The sequence below is a fragment of the Burkholderia singularis genome, from assembly GCF_900176645.1.
GTDB lineage: Bacteria > Pseudomonadota > Gammaproteobacteria > Burkholderiales > Burkholderiaceae > Burkholderia > Burkholderia singularis.
In genome coordinates this window covers 55967-69304 of the sequence record NZ_FXAN01000034.1, presented here as the reverse complement: position 1 = coordinate 69304, position 13338 = coordinate 55967, and the positions used below count along the sequence as shown (strand labels likewise).

Annotated in this window: 15 protein-coding genes; 11 read left to right on the top strand and 4 right to left on the bottom strand. The window is 63.0% G+C overall.

From position 1 onward, the window contains the following. The first annotated feature begins 134 nt into the window (after positions 1 to 134). Both BSIN_RS04115 and BSIN_RS04110 read left to right on the top strand, forming a co-directional pair. A complete protein-coding gene (locus BSIN_RS04115; RefSeq protein WP_173678625.1) occupies positions 135 to 881 on the top strand; it encodes a MipA/OmpV family protein in 747 nt (248 codons plus the stop codon). 30 nt (positions 882 to 911) lie between these two features. Then, complete coding sequence (locus BSIN_RS04110) at positions 912 to 2102, top strand: SDR family oxidoreductase (RefSeq protein ID WP_089339576.1); 1191 nt, start codon at positions 912 to 914, stop codon at positions 2100 to 2102. A gap of 25 nt (positions 2103 to 2127) precedes the next feature. On the opposite strand, the gene hpaR is transcribed toward BSIN_RS04110, so the two are convergent. After that, positions 2128 to 2568 carry a homoprotocatechuate degradation operon regulator HpaR gene (gene hpaR / locus BSIN_RS04105; RefSeq protein ID WP_059572840.1) on the bottom strand — a complete coding sequence of 147 codons (441 nt, stop codon included), beginning with the start codon at positions 2566 to 2568 and terminating at the stop codon, positions 2128 to 2130. Positions 2569 to 2721: 153 nt separating this feature from the next. Here hpaR and BSIN_RS04100 point away from each other — a divergent pair, with 153 nt between their 5' ends. From BSIN_RS04100 to hpaI, 7 genes are all read left to right on the top strand, one after another. Continuing rightward, complete coding sequence (locus BSIN_RS04100; protein ID WP_089339575.1) at positions 2722 to 3411, top strand: fumarylacetoacetate hydrolase family protein; 690 nt, start codon at positions 2722 to 2724, stop codon at positions 3409 to 3411. Next, positions 3408 to 4172 (top strand): fumarylacetoacetate hydrolase family protein, encoded by a 765-nt coding sequence (locus tag BSIN_RS04095; protein WP_089339574.1) that lies wholly within the window; start codon positions 3408 to 3410, stop codon positions 4170 to 4172. Before BSIN_RS04100 ends, BSIN_RS04095 begins: the two co-directional genes overlap by 4 nt. A gap of 23 nt (positions 4173 to 4195) precedes the next feature. Then, the gene (gene hpaE, locus BSIN_RS04090) at positions 4196 to 5662 is read left to right on the top strand and encodes a 5-carboxymethyl-2-hydroxymuconate semialdehyde dehydrogenase (RefSeq protein WP_089339573.1); all 1467 of its coding nucleotides are present in this window, start codon (positions 4196 to 4198) and stop codon (positions 5660 to 5662) included. Between the two features lie 66 nt (positions 5663 to 5728). Then, positions 5729 to 6577, top strand: a complete 849-nt coding sequence (hpaD, locus tag BSIN_RS04085; protein ID WP_089339572.1) for a 3,4-dihydroxyphenylacetate 2,3-dioxygenase — start codon at positions 5729 to 5731, stop codon at positions 6575 to 6577. 57 nt (positions 6578 to 6634) lie between these two features. Beyond that, the gene (locus BSIN_RS04080; protein WP_089339571.1) at positions 6635 to 7027 is read left to right on the top strand and encodes a 5-carboxymethyl-2-hydroxymuconate Delta-isomerase; all 393 of its coding nucleotides are present in this window, start codon (positions 6635 to 6637) and stop codon (positions 7025 to 7027) included. A gap of 24 nt (positions 7028 to 7051) precedes the next feature. Beyond that, complete coding sequence (hpaH, locus tag BSIN_RS04075) at positions 7052 to 7855, top strand: 2-oxo-hept-4-ene-1,7-dioate hydratase (protein ID WP_089339601.1); 804 nt, start codon at positions 7052 to 7054, stop codon at positions 7853 to 7855. A gap of 14 nt (positions 7856 to 7869) precedes the next feature. After that, entirely contained in the window at positions 7870 to 8679 is an 810-nt protein-coding gene (hpaI, locus tag BSIN_RS04070) for a 4-hydroxy-2-oxoheptanedioate aldolase (RefSeq protein WP_089339600.1), read from the top strand. Between the two features lie 92 nt (positions 8680 to 8771). Here the strand turns inward: hpaI and BSIN_RS04065 are convergent, their stop codons facing one another. Together BSIN_RS04065 and BSIN_RS04060 are read right to left on the bottom strand one after the other, a co-directional pair. Continuing rightward, positions 8772 to 9644 (bottom strand): MOSC domain-containing protein, encoded by an 873-nt coding sequence (locus BSIN_RS04065; protein ID WP_089339570.1) that lies wholly within the window; start codon positions 9642 to 9644, stop codon positions 8772 to 8774. 248 nt (positions 9645 to 9892) lie between these two features. Next, positions 9893 to 10642 carry an SDR family NAD(P)-dependent oxidoreductase gene (locus BSIN_RS04060; protein ID WP_089339599.1) on the bottom strand — a complete coding sequence of 250 codons (750 nt, stop codon included), beginning with the start codon at positions 10640 to 10642 and terminating at the stop codon, positions 9893 to 9895. 107 nt (positions 10643 to 10749) lie between these two features. Here BSIN_RS04060 and BSIN_RS04055 point away from each other — a divergent pair, with 107 nt between their 5' ends. Together BSIN_RS04055 and BSIN_RS04050 are read left to right on the top strand one after the other, a co-directional pair. After that, positions 10750 to 10983, top strand: a complete 234-nt coding sequence (locus BSIN_RS04055) for a hypothetical protein (RefSeq protein WP_089339569.1) — start codon at positions 10750 to 10752, stop codon at positions 10981 to 10983. A 243-nt stretch (positions 10984 to 11226) separates the two neighbouring features. After that, positions 11227 to 12429 carry a porin gene (locus BSIN_RS04050; protein ID WP_089339568.1) on the top strand — a complete coding sequence of 401 codons (1203 nt, stop codon included), beginning with the start codon at positions 11227 to 11229 and terminating at the stop codon, positions 12427 to 12429. 233 nt (positions 12430 to 12662) lie between these two features. Here the strand turns inward: BSIN_RS04050 and BSIN_RS04045 are convergent, their stop codons facing one another. Next, entirely contained in the window at positions 12663 to 13034 is a 372-nt protein-coding gene (locus tag BSIN_RS04045) for a hypothetical protein (protein ID WP_256583608.1), read from the bottom strand. Between the last annotated feature and the right edge of the window lie 304 nt (positions 13035 to 13338).

Here is a 13338-nt window from a genome sequence, read left to right as displayed (position 1 = left end):
CACAAATACGCACATATTCCCGAAACATTCGGGACAGAATCGTCAGACGCATGCTCATAGACTGCGAGCTTCTTGACTCTCGTGCCAATATCGTGCGCCTGCCCCTTCATCCTCTACGGTCTTTCCAGTATTGCGTGCCGCTCGTCGGCTTGATAACCGCTGCGGCTTCTCATGCGGAGAATGTCTATACGGTTTCGCTCGGCGGCGGTTTTGCGCCGCGCTATGCGGGCAGCAATCAATACCGCGGCGTGTTCGCACCGTCGTTTTCCGCGACGTTCGACAACGGCTGGTTCATCGGCCCGCTCGACGGCGTCGGCTACAGGTTAAATCTGCCGGGCGACACGTTTGTTGCCGCGGCGCTCAGCTATGACGGGGGGCGCATCGACGAAAACCGCTTCGGCCGCTCGGGATCGGACTATCTGAAGGGCATGGGAAGCGTACCGGGCTCGGTGATCATCGCGGTGCAGGCGGGCGTGAAATTGTATGGCAACAGCGTGTTGAGCGTGACGCTCGATACGCCGGTCACCCATACGGCGCGCGGCTTGTCCGGGCATGTCGATCTCGCCGTGCCGGTATTTAGCGCCGGGCGTCACGCAGTCGTCGTGACCGGGTCCGTGCACGCGGGCTCCGGCCGCTATATGCAGACGTTTTATGGCGTGACCGACGCGCAGTCGGCGGCCAGCCGCTTTCGGCCGTACTCGACGAAAGGCGGTATCGACAGTGCGTCGATGGCGCTCGCCTGGACCTACACATTCTCGCGTCATTGGTCGGTGGAGACGACGCTCGGCGTGTCGCGTCTGCTGGGCAGCTACGGCAACAGCCCGATCGTGCAGGCCAAGAGCAATTACTTCGGACTGTCGTCGGTGAGTTATCGCTTTTGATGCTGAATTCGCGGAAAAACGGAGACTATCGTGTTGATCTGGAAACGGGCCTTATCGTTTACTTGGCAGACCGGCCTCATGTCGCCGGCGAGCGTGCCTGCCGCGGCCGCGCACGTCGAGCGTCTCGTGCTGACGGGAGCGACAGGGTTCATCGGCGGCTCGGTGCTGGTTTCGCTGATCAATGCCGGGTTGATCGACCGGGTGGTCTGCGTGGTTCGCGCCTGCAATCGTGCACATGCGCTGACGCGGCTGCGCGCGGCGGCACTCAGAAGCGGCCTCGCGCCATACTGGGCCGAGCGCCTGACCGAGGCGAACGTGATCGTGGGCGCACTCGAAGGCGAGTTCGACGATGCCGACGCGGCGCGTTTGTCGGCGGCGTCGCACGTGATTCATTGCGCGGGGATTGCGTCGTTCTCCGCAGCGCCCGTCGTCAATGCGACGAACCGCGACGCAACGTTGCGCTTCGCGAGCCGTTTCGTCGGCAGCCGGCGGCTGAAGCGCTTCGTGCATGTGGGCGCGGCGTTCGCAACCGGCGCGCGCGAGCGCGGCGCGATTCGTGAGGACGCCGCCGCTTTTGCATCGCGCGATCGAGATATCGGCGCGATGCCATATGCGCGCGGCAAGCGCGATGCGGAAACGGGCTTGCGCGCGCTGGGGCTGCCGCTCGTCGTCGCGCGGCCTTCCTGTGTCGTCGGTCATACGCTGCTTGGCACGCGGCCGTCGGCCAGCACGTTCTGGATGTTCCGGATCGTACACGCGGTGCGCCGCTTCACCGCGCGGCCGATGACGCGCGTCGACGTCATCGCGGTCGACGACTGCGCACGCGCGCTGATGCTGCTTGCGCTGAAACCGGCGCTTGCTTACGACGCTTATCATGTCTCGGCAGGCGATGAAGCGCCGAGCGTCACGCAGATCGTGCGGGCGATGGATGAAGCGGCCGGCATCGAGGGCCAATCGCGTTACGCACTGTGCTCGGATGCCGAGCTTTGTGCGATCGCGCGCGACGTGCTCGGCCGCCGCGATCCGGTGCGCGAGCGGGTGATCGAGCGGGCCTTGCTGTCCTACGCGGCGTTTGCCGATCTCGACTGCGTGTTCGACAACGCGCGCATCCGTGCGGAGATCGACTTCGAGCCGCTGCCGTTCGTCGATTACATACACGAGTGCATGCGCACGTCGCGCGGCATCGACGTGTTCGCGCAGATGCCGAGAACGGGCCGCTGACGGCGTGCGTGACGGCGGCCGCCGGTTATTGCAGGCCGCCGACCTCGATTAATTTGTCGAGTGCCGCATACATTTCGCTTAATGCATCGACCCCGAAACGTTCTTCGATGAGCCGGTATTGTTCATCGATGCGCGGGCCGATCTGTTTGACGAGCTGGCGGCTTTGCAGGGTCAAGCTGACCATCAGTCGACGCTGATCCTCGGGCGCGCGCATCCGGCGAATCAGGCCGTCGCGCTCCATTCTTTCGAGTACGCCCGTGAGGCTCGGGCTTAAAATGCTGCAGCGCTTCGCGATCTGCCCGGCGTCGAGTTCCTGGTTCGGAGCCCCGTCCAGCAAGCGGATGATCCGCCATTGCTGCTCCGTCAACGCGAATTCTTTGAGAATCGGCCGGAACCGTCCCATCAGCGTTTCACGAGCTTCGAGCAGCAGCATGGCCAGATTGCGGTGATCGACCGTTCGATTCATGAAGTATCCGGAAAGCGATTGATCCGACAATCTTAGCAGGACGAAATCGCCGAGGCGACCAATTAGGGTTATTGTGGTTGTATGTTGGCTGGCAGTTAATTAATATATTAACAAATTAGGTTTGGCCGCGCGACGCGGCAAAGGAAGGAACGGATGGAGTTGCCTTTTATCGTCGATGGCGAAGCGGCGGAGGCGGTCCGCGTGGGCACCGTGTACGGCGCGTTGCTGAACGATCGCGGCGCGCTCGCCGCGTTGGGCGACGCGGTGCATGCGCCGCCCTACGGCAAGCCGCCGGCCGCGCCCGTGCTGTATGTGAAACCCGCGAACACCCATGCGGCCGACCGCGCGGCCGTTGTGGTGCCGGCGGGCATCGATGCGCTCGAAATCGGCGCGACGCTCGGCGTCGTGTTCGCGCGCCGCGCTACCCGGGTACCGTGCGAGCGAGCACTCGATTATGTGCTCGGCTACACGCTCGTGAGCGATGTATCGGTACCGTCTCCCGATTACTACCGGCCTGCAGTGCGCTTCAAATGTCGCGACGGGTTTTGCCCGCTCGGCCCGGCAATCGTTGCGCGCGCAAGCATTGCCGATCCGGACAGGCTCGAAGTGACCGTGCGCATCGACGGCGTGCCGCGCTATACCGCGAGCACCGCGAACCTGGTCCGGCCGGTGGCGCAATTGATCGCCGAGGTGTCGTCGTTCATGTCGTTCGACGCGGGCGATGTGCTGCTGGTCGGCGTCGGGCCGAACGCGCCGCGCGCACCGGCCGGCAGCGCGATCGAAATCGCCGCGCCGGGCCTGGGCGTGCTGCGCCACTCGCTGATTGCGGAGGATACGATATGAAAACCGCGCGCGTGGTGTTCAATGGCGCGTTGCATACGGCCGAGCCGGCAGGCGAAGGGCGCGTAAGGCTCGATATCGGTCGCGTGCTTGACGAGACGGACGTCGCATGGTTGCCGCCGCTGGTGCCGCGCACAACGTTCGCGCTTGGGCTGAACTATGCCGATCACGCGAAGGAACTCGCGTTCAACGCGCCAAGTGAGCCGCTTGTCTTCCTGAAAGGACCTAACACGTTTGTCGGTCATCGCGCGCGGACAGTGCGTCCCGCCGATGCGACGCACATGCATTACGAGTGCGAGCTTGCGGTGGTGATCGGTCGCGCCGCGCGCAACGTGAAGCGCGCGCAGGCGCTCGATTACGTGCTCGGCTATATGGTTGCGAACGATTACGCAATTCGTGATTATCTTGAGAATTACTATCGGCCGAACCTGCGCGTGAAAAATCGCGACACCTGCACGCCGCTCGGGCCGTGGCTGGTGAGCCGCGACGAGATCGGCGATCCGTCGAATCTTACGCTGCGCACGACGGTCAATGGCCATGAAACGCAGCGCGGCAACACGCGGGACATGATTTTCGACGTCGCATCATTAGTCGAATACCTAAGCGGCTTTCTGACGCTCGCGCCTGGCGACCTGATCCTGACTGGCACGCCGCAAGGGCTTGCCGATACGAAGCTGGGCGACGAGGTCGTGACCGAGATCGAAGGCGTCGGCCGGCTCGTCAATACGATCGTGAGCGAGGACGATTATTACCGTGCGGGCTGACGCCGCCGCACCAGGAGAGATGCATGACCTTCATCAAGCATTGGATCGACGGCAAAGAAGTGGAAAGCCGCGAGACGTTTACAACGTTTAACCCGGCCACGGGCGAGCCGATTGCCGATGTCGCATCGGGCGGCGCGCAGGAAATCGATGCGGCTGTGCGTGCCGCGAAGGAGGCGTTTCCGAAGTGGGCGAACACGCCGGTCAAGGAGCGCGCGAAGCTGATGCGCCGGCTCGGCGAGTTGATCGAGCGCAACGTTGCGCCGCTTGCCGAATTGGAAACACAGGATACGGGGCTGCCGATCTCGCAGGCGAAGAAGCAGTTGATTCCGCGTGCGTCGGAGAATTTCCATTTTTTCGCCGAAGTGTGTGCGCAGATGAACGGCCGCAGTTATCCGGTCGACGACCAGATGCTGAATTACACGCTGTATCGGCCCGTTGGCGTGTGTGCGCTGATCTCGCCTTGGAACGTGCCGTTCATGACGGCGACGTGGAAGACCGCGCCTTGTCTCGCGCTCGGCAATACCGCAGTACTAAAGATGTCGGAGCTTTCGCCGTTGACCGCGGACCAGCTCGGGCGTCTGGCGCTCGAAGCCGGCATTCCGCCGGGCGTGCTGAACGTCGTGCAGGGTTACGGCGCGACAGCGGGCGACGCGCTCGTCAAGCACCCGGACGTGCGTGCGATTTCGTTTACCGGCGGAACCGTCACCGGCAAGCGGATTATGGCGAACGCGGGATTGAAGAAATATTCGATGGAACTCGGCGGCAAGTCGCCCGTGCTGATTTTTGACGATGCCGATTTCGACCGTGCGCTCGACGCATCGCTGTTCACGATATTTTCGATCAACGGCGAGCGTTGCACGGCGGGATCGCGGATTTTCGTACAGCGAACGATTTACGATAAGTTCGTTGCCGAATTCGCGCGTCGCGCGAGTAACCTGCTCGTCGGCGATCCCGCCGACGAGCGCACGCAGCTCGGCTCGATGATCACGCGTGCGCACTGGGAAAAGGTGACGGGCTACATCCGGCTTGGCGAAGAGGAGGGCGCGCGTCTCGTCGCGGGTGGCGCGGACAAGCCCGAGCATTTGCCCGAGCATTTGACGAATGGAAATTTCGTTCGGCCGACCGTGTTCGCCGATGTCGACAACCGGATGCGTATCGCGCAGGAGGAGATCTTCGGGCCGGTCGCCTGCCTGATTCCGTTCGATAATGACGAGGATGGGTTGCGTTTGGCGAACGATACGAATTACGGCCTTGCTTCGTATCTGTGGACGCAGGACGTCAGCCGTGTGCATCGGCTCGCGCGTGGGATCGAGGCGGGGATGGTGTTCGTCAACAGCCAGAACGTTCGCGATCTGCGCCAGCCATTCGGCGGCGTGAAGGAGTCGGGCATCGGCCGAGAAGGCGGCGAATACAGCTTCGAAGTGTTTGCCGAAATCAAGAATGTCTGCATTTCGATGGGTAGTCATCACATTCCCCGTTGGGGCGTGTGACGCCCGGCGATCAAGATACGCCGCGCGCCGGTGCGGGAAGCGCCGACGTGCGGCTGGAGACTCACGATGGGAAAGTTGTCTCTTGCCGCGAAGATCACTCACGTGCCGTCGATGTATTTGTCCGAGCTGCCGGGTAAGCATCATGGCTGCCGTGCGGAGGCGATTCGCGGGCATCAGGTGATTGGCGAGCGCTGCCGCGCGCTCGGCGTCGATACGATCGTCGTCGCCGACACGCATTGGCTGGTCAATGCCGGCTATCACGTCAACTGTAACCAGTCTTTCTCGGGCATTTACACGAGCAACGAACTGCCGCACTTCATTCGTGACATGCGTTATGCGTATCCGGGCAATCCGGCGCTCGGGCATCTGATCGCAGAGGTCGCGAACGCGCATGGGATTCACACGCGCGCGCATGAAATCGATAGTCTCGAACTCGAATACGGCACGCTCGTGCCGATGCGCTACATGAACGCCGACCAGTATTTCAAGGTTGTGTCGATCGCTGGCTGGTGCATGTGGCACTCGCTCGACGAGAGTCGCCGTTTCGGCATGGCACTGAAGGAGGCGATCGAAGCCAGCGATGCGAATGTCGCGTTCTTCGCAAGCGGCTCGCTGTCGCATCGGTTCAACGACAACGGCAGCCCGGAAGATTCGATTCACGAAATCAGCCGGGAGTTTTTCCGGCAGGTCGATCTGCGCGTGGTCGAGCTGTGGAAGCAGGGCGATTTCGCCACGTTCTGCAAGATGCTGCCCGAATACAACGAACACTGCCACGGCGAGGGCGGCATGCACGATACCGCGATGCTGCTCGGTTTGCTTGGCTGGGATCGTTACGACAAACCGATCGAAACCGTCACCGATTATTTCGCAAGCTCCGGCACGGGCCAGATCAACGCGATTTTCCCGCTGCCGTGACACGGGCCGCGCTCCCGCCTCTACAACGAAAAACCGTTCGGAATACGGAGAATTTCCATGCCGCACATCATCGTCGAATACACCGCGAATATCCGCGAAGCCGCCCGGGTTCCGGTGCTGCTCAAGACGATCAACGATACGCTGATCGCGCAGGACGGCGTGTTCCCGATCGGCGGTATCCGTTCGCGCGCGATCGAGTTGCAGGATTACTGCATCGCCGACGGCACTGCCGACGACGCGTTCGTCCATGTGACGTTCAAATTCGGCTCGGGTCGCGATGAGGCGACGAAGAAACGGGTTTGCGACGCGTTGTTCGACGCAATCAAGGCCCATTTTGTGCAGCTGTACGCAAGCCGCCCGCTGGCGTTGTCGATGGAGGTGAACGAGTTCAGCGAAGCGGGCACCTACAAGCACAACAACATTCATGCGCGCTATAAGCGCGATGCGTGACGGTGATCGGCGATCATGACGACCATGCTGGATTTAACTACCATCGATCTTCTCGCGCGCAAGTTGCACACGGCGGAGCGCGAGCGCAAGCAAATCCGCCAGATTTCGCTCGATCATCCGGATATCACGATCGACGACGCATATGCGATTCAACGCACGTGGGTCGACATCAAGCTCGCCGAGGGCCGCGTTCTGAAAGGGCATAAGATCGGCTTGACGTCGAAGGCGATGCAGGCGTCGTCGCAGATCGACGAGCCGGATTTCGGCACGCTCCTCGACGATATGTTTTTCGACGACGGCGCGACGATTCCAACGCAGCGCTTCATCGTGCCGCGTGTCGAGGTGGAACTCGCGTTCGTGCTCGGCAAGCCGCTGAGCGGGCCGGGCTGCACGCTGCTGGACGTCTACGATGCCGTCGATTATGTAGTGCCCGCGCTTGAGATCATCGACGCACGCAGCCAGTCGATCGACCCGGATACCATGCGCCCGCGCAAGGTGTTCGACACGATCGCTGACAACGCGGCGAACGCGGGCGTGGTGATCGGCGGCCGGCCAGTGCGGCCTACGGACATCGACTTGCGTTGGGTCGCGGCGATCATGTCGCGCAACGGGGTGGTCGAGGAAACGGGCGTCGCGGCCGGCGTGCTGAATCATCCGGCAAATGGCGTCGTATGGCTCGCGAATCGGCTGGCGCGCTTCGGCGTAACGCTCGGTGCCGGCGAGATCATTCTGGGCGGTTCGTTTACGCGGCCGTGCGCGGCGAAAAGCGGCGATACGTTCAGTGTCGATTATGGCCCGCTCGGTGCGGTTCATTGTCATTTCGAGTGATGAGCGTGATGATGATGTGTACACCTGATAATTCGTTCAAGGCGGCGCTCGCACGCGGCACCGCGCAGATCGGGCTATGGCTCGGGCTTGCGAATCCCTATAGCGCGGAGCTTGTCGCGGGCGCCGGATTTGATTGGCTGCTGATCGACGGTGAGCACGCGCCGAACACGGTGCCGACGATACTTGCACAATTGCAGGCGATTGCGCCGTATCCGTCGCATCCCGTCGTGCGCGTGCCATGGAACGACGCGGTCGTCATCAAGCAGGTGTTGGATCTCGGCGCGCAGACGCTGCTCGTGCCGATGGTGCAGAGCGCCGCAGAAGCGAGCGCGGCTGTTGCGGCCACCCGTTATCCGCCGCGCGGCGTGCGCGGCGTGGGCAGCGCGCTGGCGCGCGCGTCGCGCTGGAATCGCATCGACGACTATTTGCAGCGCGCGAACGATGAGATCGCGCTGCTCGTGCAAGCCGAGACGCGCGCGGCGGTGGACGCGATCGATGCGATCGCGCGCGTCGAAGGCGTCGACGGCGTGTTCATCGGCCCGGCCGATCTGGCTGCCGACCTCGGGCATCTCGGCAACCCCGGGCATCCGGACGTGCAAGCGGCGATCGATCGCGCGATCGCGGCGATCGTCGCGACAGGCAAGGCGGCCGGCATTCTTTCCGCCGATCCGGCCGCCGCGCGCCGCTATCTCGATGCGGGCGCGACATTCGTGGCGGTTGGCGTCGATACGACGTTACTCGCACGCGGTGCCGAACAGCTTGCCGCGCACTTTGGCCGCGGGGTGCACGAGCGCGCGCCGGCGGGCGGCGCGGCGACGTACTGATTGTCGAATCGGAGCATTGAGCAAGCGCGCGTGCGCAGTCCGCCGCGCGCGCAGCCGCTGGCATCAGGCCAAACTCAATCAAGTCGGCTTGCTCAATCGCCGAAGCCGATTTCCGCTTCGACTGCCTGCCCGAGTGCGAGCGATGCACCGGTGCCGTTGACGACGATGCCGTTCTTGCCGAACGTGAGCGCGCCGTTGAGCTGGGCATTGCTGCGATAAGCGCTCATCGTGTCGAGCGGTTCGTGCGGCCACTCGGGGGCCGGCATACCGGTGCGCTGGTCGATCGTCGGCACCGGGCAGCGTGTGCATAGCTTCACAAGATTGATGCGCACGCGGGCGCTTTCGGTCTCCACGTCGAGCGAATCGACATAGTCTTCTTCATGGGCGTCGAGCCCTGTCAGCACGAGGTTCGGCCGGAAGCGGTCCATCGGTACTTCGGGCGCGCCCTTGTCGCGCAGGCGCTTGTTCAGTTCGTCGAGCGATGCTTGGCCGATGACGAGCAGCGGGAAGCCGTCCGCGAAATGCGTATGCGCTACTCGTTCCCCCGTCCATTTCGAATCGACTACGCGGCGCGTGCCAGGTGCGAAGCGCACGAGGCGCGCGGGGGTTTGCAGGAATTCGGTGAACCAGCGAGCGGTATGCTCGCCGGTGTCGAGCGCATGGACGGTATCGCGCCAAACCGTCGCCACGATTGCCGTGGCGTGCGGCTGGAGCGCCGCAACGGCGAGCGGTGTACGCAGTTCGGGCATTCCCGGCGCGCAGAGCACGAGATCGTGCCCTCCGATCGCGGTGTGCACGAGCGCGAGCTTCGGGTGAGTGCGCTGCGTGAGCATTGCGCCTGTCGGGTCCGTCACCATCCAGTTTCGATCGTATTCGAGGCCGGTGTCGAGCAGGCGCGCATGCGTGACGGCGATGCCGCGGCAGGATTTGATCGGATAGACGAGAAGATCGCTGATGACTGGCATGGGGCGGAGAAAGTGAGCGGAGTGGGCGGGCTCGGTCGTAACCGGCGTAATGGCGGATATTGTATTGGCTGAACGGCTGCACTGCCTTCCCGCTGCGGACTTTCGTGGTTTGTCTCAAGGCCCGGGCGGCTGCCGCATTGCCGATCGGAAATCCGGCGATCGCGTTTTAGACGAGCATCGCGCGTCCGCGTCCGCGCCGGCAATCGGCACGGGCACCGCGGTGCCGAATTTCGTTCGGCCAAGCCGGTTTATTGCGCGGTATATCCGCCGTCGACGACGATGCTTTGCCCGGTCAAATAACGCGCGCGGTCACTCGCGAGGAACAGGATGGTTTCGACGACCTCGTCGATCGTGCCGGCCCGCTTCGCGGGCACGGCCGACAGGAAGCTCGCTTTCGCATCGGCGTTTCTCCCGGAGAAGCGCTCGAGCATTTCCGTCTGGATGGGGCCCGGCGCGACGGCGTTGACGCGCACGCCCGCTTGCGCGCCTTCGAGCGCGGCGCTCTTCGTGAGCCCTTCGACCGCATGCTTGCTCGCGACGTACACCGACGCGCCAGCGAAGCCCACCCGCCCGGCGATCGACGACAAATTGATGATCGAGCCGCCGCGTTGCGCGAGCATCACGCGCAGCTCGTATTTGAGAGACAGCAGCGTGCCGAGCGCGGATGCGCCCAGCGTGTTGTTGTAGTTGTCGACGGTTTGCTCGACGATGGGCGCGACCATGCCTTCGGTGCCCGCGTTGTTGACGGCGACGTCCAACCGGCCGAAGCGTTCGACCGTGCGCTCGACGAGGCGGCGCACGTCGTCCTCGACGCTCACGTCGGCGCGCACGAATTCGGCTTGCGCGCCCAGCTCGCGTAACGTTTGCACGAGCGCTTGACCTTTATCGTCGTGGCGTCCGCTGACGACGATGCTGCTGGATTCGCGGGCGAATGCGAGAGCGGCCGCGCGGCCGATGCCGGTCAATGCGCCGGTGATGAGCACTACGGGTTGAGCCATGAGAATCTCCATTGATAGGCGGATTGGCAATGACAACGCGTAAACTGTAACTTTTTATGTTCGGTTTCGAAAGTAAACTAGTTTCATCATCATGCCTTTAGGCCGACATGACGGAATCGACCGGCACCACGCACGGGCGGCTGCCAACTTTCGATCGATACGATCCGCTCGCGCCCATGGCGCTGCGGGTGCATTTCGATCGGCAATCCGTGTTTAATGGTTTGCCCAGCCGCGAAGGCTCGTATCGCTTCGACGCCTGCGGCGAGCCGCTTGGGATGACGCGCCGGGTATCGCACTGTTGTGCGAAAGCATTCTGGAAGGCCTGTGGAGGGATTGTTTGAATGTAAATCCGGGTAAATCCCGGTTTAACAGGAACCGGTTCCAAAAAAAGGCGCGGGTGCCGTGAAATCCTTGCTGGGCCGGCATAAAAACTAACTGGTTAATGAATTCCCGCGTTGCGCGGACCCGACGCCTTTTTATTCTCCGTTTTACAGAAAAAATGAATCGGTGAGAATGGCGGCCGCATGGGCAAGCCATGAGTGCCCGGCGTCATACGAGAAAAATTTCTTGAGGATGGGGATTCAATGAAAAAGCGTGTAGCGGTCGCGATGACGACCGTCGGACTGGCGGCCGTTGCCACGGCGCATGCCCAGAGCAGCGTGACGTTGTACGGCATCGTCGACAACGGTATTGCATATCAGAACAGCAGCGGCTCGCTTGGCTCGACGACGGGGGGCCGCTCGGCCGTCAAGATGTCGACGGGCGTATGGGCGGGCAGCCGCTTCGGCCTGAAGGGCAGTGAGGATCTGGGCGGCGGCTCGAAGGCGATCTTCCAGCTCGAGGCAGGCTTCAATACCGCTAACGGCACGTCGCAATTCGCAGGCGGGATTTTCACGCGCCAAGCCTGGGTCGGCTTGACCAACCCGACCTACGGTACGCTGACGGCCGGCCGCCAGTACACCGCGTACTACACGCTGCTGTCGCCGTACAGTCCGACGAACTGGCTTACCGGCTATTTCGGCGCGCATCCGGGCGATATCGATTCGCTCGACACCAGCTACCGCGCGAACAACTCGCTCGTTTATATGTCGCCGACGTTCTACGGCTTCAAGGTCGGCGGCTCGTATGCGTTTGGCGGCGAGCCGGGCAGCGTGAACGCCGGCTCGACGTGGAGCGCGGGCATCCAGTACCTGAACGGGCCGGTCGGCATCGCCGCGGCGTTCCAGCGGGTGAACAACTCGACGTCGGGCGGCGGCGATTGGGGCCCGTATTCGACGACGTCGAACGGCGGCGCGCAGGCGGCCGTGTCGGCGATCAACAACGGCTACAAGACCGCGCAGGCACAGCAGCGTGTGGCCGTGACGGCGGGTTACCAGTTCTCGTCGGCATGGGACGTATCGGTGTCGTACTCGAACGTCCAATATATCCCCGGTGTGAAATCGGGGTTCCGTAACACGGCGATCTTCAATACCGCCGGCGCGGTGCTGCACTTCAAGCCTTCTGCAACCTGGGATTTCGCGGGCGGCTACAGCTACACGCGGGCGACTCAGTCGAACGGCATCACGAGCGCCGCGCAATATCACCAGTTCACGCTGTCGCAGTACTACAGCTTGTCCAAGCGCACGGCCCTCTACGCGCTCGAGGCCTATCAGCGCGCAAGCGGCAAGACGCTGGCCAACGGCAAGATCATCAACGCGACCGCATCGATCGGCGACGGCTTCAATTCGTCTCCGGCGACGTCGCGCAGCCAGGTGGGCCTGGGGGTCGGCCTGATTCACCGTTTCTGATGCGCGGAGCTTGCCAGCGTGCTGCGTGAGTCGTGTGCTGGCGGCTCGACGGTTTGGCAGCCGGTTCGTTCGAACCGGCTGTTTTTGTTTGCGGCGACGCGTTTGCGGTGTTTTATAGCGGCAATTGCGACGCGGGCGGGATTTTCACGCGAGCGCGTCGAGACGGCGCATCAAAGCGCGGCAGCACGGATGCGCGCGCAGCAATATGCGCGATGCGATGCGCGAGTGTGCGCTCAGCGCACCACGCCTGCGCGATAGCCGCGGGCGCCGACCCGCAGGACGTTGCCATCCGGCGTGAATAAACGCGGAATTTCGGGGGACGAAGGCGCGGGCGTCGCGCGCGGCGACGCGCCGTCGAGCCCACGCGGTTTAGGCGCGATCCGCGCGACCGTCGGCACCGAGGGGCGGCGGATATGCGCGTCGACGACATGCGGTGCGGCGCGCTTGCGCTTCACGGCGGGCTTCTGCGCAGCGGGGGCGGCGGGCTCATGGTGCGTTACGCCCGCACGCGCTTCGGGCGGGTTCCAGATCTCGACATAGTGCTCGCCCGCGAACGTCGAGGACGTGAAAGTGAACAGCAGCAATCCGTATCCAACCAGTTTCACTATCTCTTCTCCGTGGCACGTGCGATGTCCAGGCGGTGTCGATCGGCTTGTTTTCGCGCGGCTGCAGGCTTGCGGCTGCCGCGCGGCACGCGATTTTCGCATGGGTGGCGCGTTTTGCGCCATCGCTGCAGACTGTATGAATATACAGGTTTGACGAGCGATGTCCATGGCTGTGTCGATCGCGGTTCGACGATGTCGGTTTTTCGCCGCGCTCGCCCATGCATGACCATTTTTTGCTTGACGCACAGCGGTTCGCTTCATCCGGATACCATTTGCCAGTGGCAGGACGCCGGGCGGAATTGTT

What these genes read in the sequence shown, in the direction of transcription:
- hpaR (WP_059572840.1), bottom strand. Translation starts at nt 2,568, where the DNA reads ATGAATCGAACGGTCGATCACCGCAATCTGGCCATGCTGCTGCTCGAA.
- BSIN_RS04100 (WP_089339575.1), top strand. Translation starts at nt 2,722, where the DNA reads ATGGAGTTGCCTTTTATCGTCGATGGCGAAGCGGCGGAGGCGGTCCGC.
- BSIN_RS04095 (WP_089339574.1), top strand. Translation starts at nt 3,408, where the DNA reads ATGAAAACCGCGCGCGTGGTGTTCAATGGCGCGTTGCATACGGCCGAG.
- hpaE (WP_089339573.1), top strand. Translation starts at nt 4,196, where the DNA reads ATGACCTTCATCAAGCATTGGATCGACGGCAAAGAAGTGGAAAGCCGC.
- hpaD (WP_089339572.1), top strand. Translation starts at nt 5,729, where the DNA reads ATGGGAAAGTTGTCTCTTGCCGCGAAGATCACTCACGTGCCGTCGATG.
- BSIN_RS04080 (WP_089339571.1), top strand. Translation starts at nt 6,635, where the DNA reads ATGCCGCACATCATCGTCGAATACACCGCGAATATCCGCGAAGCCGCC.
- hpaH (WP_089339601.1), top strand. Translation starts at nt 7,052, where the DNA reads ATGCTGGATTTAACTACCATCGATCTTCTCGCGCGCAAGTTGCACACG.
- hpaI (WP_089339600.1), top strand. Translation starts at nt 7,870, where the DNA reads ATGTGTACACCTGATAATTCGTTCAAGGCGGCGCTCGCACGCGGCACC.
- BSIN_RS04065 (WP_089339570.1), bottom strand. Translation starts at nt 9,644, where the DNA reads ATGCCAGTCATCAGCGATCTTCTCGTCTATCCGATCAAATCCTGCCGC.
- BSIN_RS04060 (WP_089339599.1), bottom strand. Translation starts at nt 10,642, where the DNA reads ATGGCTCAACCCGTAGTGCTCATCACCGGCGCATTGACCGGCATCGGC.
- BSIN_RS04055 (WP_089339569.1), top strand. Translation starts at nt 10,750, where the DNA reads ATGACGGAATCGACCGGCACCACGCACGGGCGGCTGCCAACTTTCGAT.
- BSIN_RS04050 (WP_089339568.1), top strand. Translation starts at nt 11,227, where the DNA reads ATGAAAAAGCGTGTAGCGGTCGCGATGACGACCGTCGGACTGGCGGCC.